1 protein-coding gene is annotated in these 270 nt (G+C 44.1%); it reads left to right on the top strand.

Annotated features, from left to right (window positions below; translation table 11 throughout):
* A partial coding sequence (locus CF394_RS13530) for a histidine kinase dimerization/phospho-acceptor domain-containing protein (protein WP_279327665.1) occupies positions 1-270 on the top strand: 270 nt, incomplete at both ends.

Raw genomic sequence — 270 nt, 5'->3', positions numbered from 1 at the left:
AAGCCTCCCTACGGGCGCAGTGGCATTTAGAGAAAACGAAAAAAGAACAGATCGGCGCATTGGCTCATGATATTAAAATTCCAGTGACCATCATCAAAGGAAATGCGGAGTTGCTGAGCTTATCTCCGCAAAATCAAGAGCAGTCGGAATATATCAGATACATCCTTGACGCGGGGCAAAAAATCGAACAGTACATTGACCAATTAATCCATCTCTCAAAAACTGAGGAAGCATTACATACCGAGTACAGAGAAGGCGCTGTGAAAACGC

Source organism: Tetzosporium hominis (genome assembly GCF_002265435.1).
Lineage (GTDB): Bacteria > Bacillota > Bacilli > Bacillales_A > Planococcaceae > Chryseomicrobium > Chryseomicrobium hominis.
Note: the sequence above shows the minus strand (reverse complement) of the source record. Positions and strands in the feature narration are given on the sequence as shown.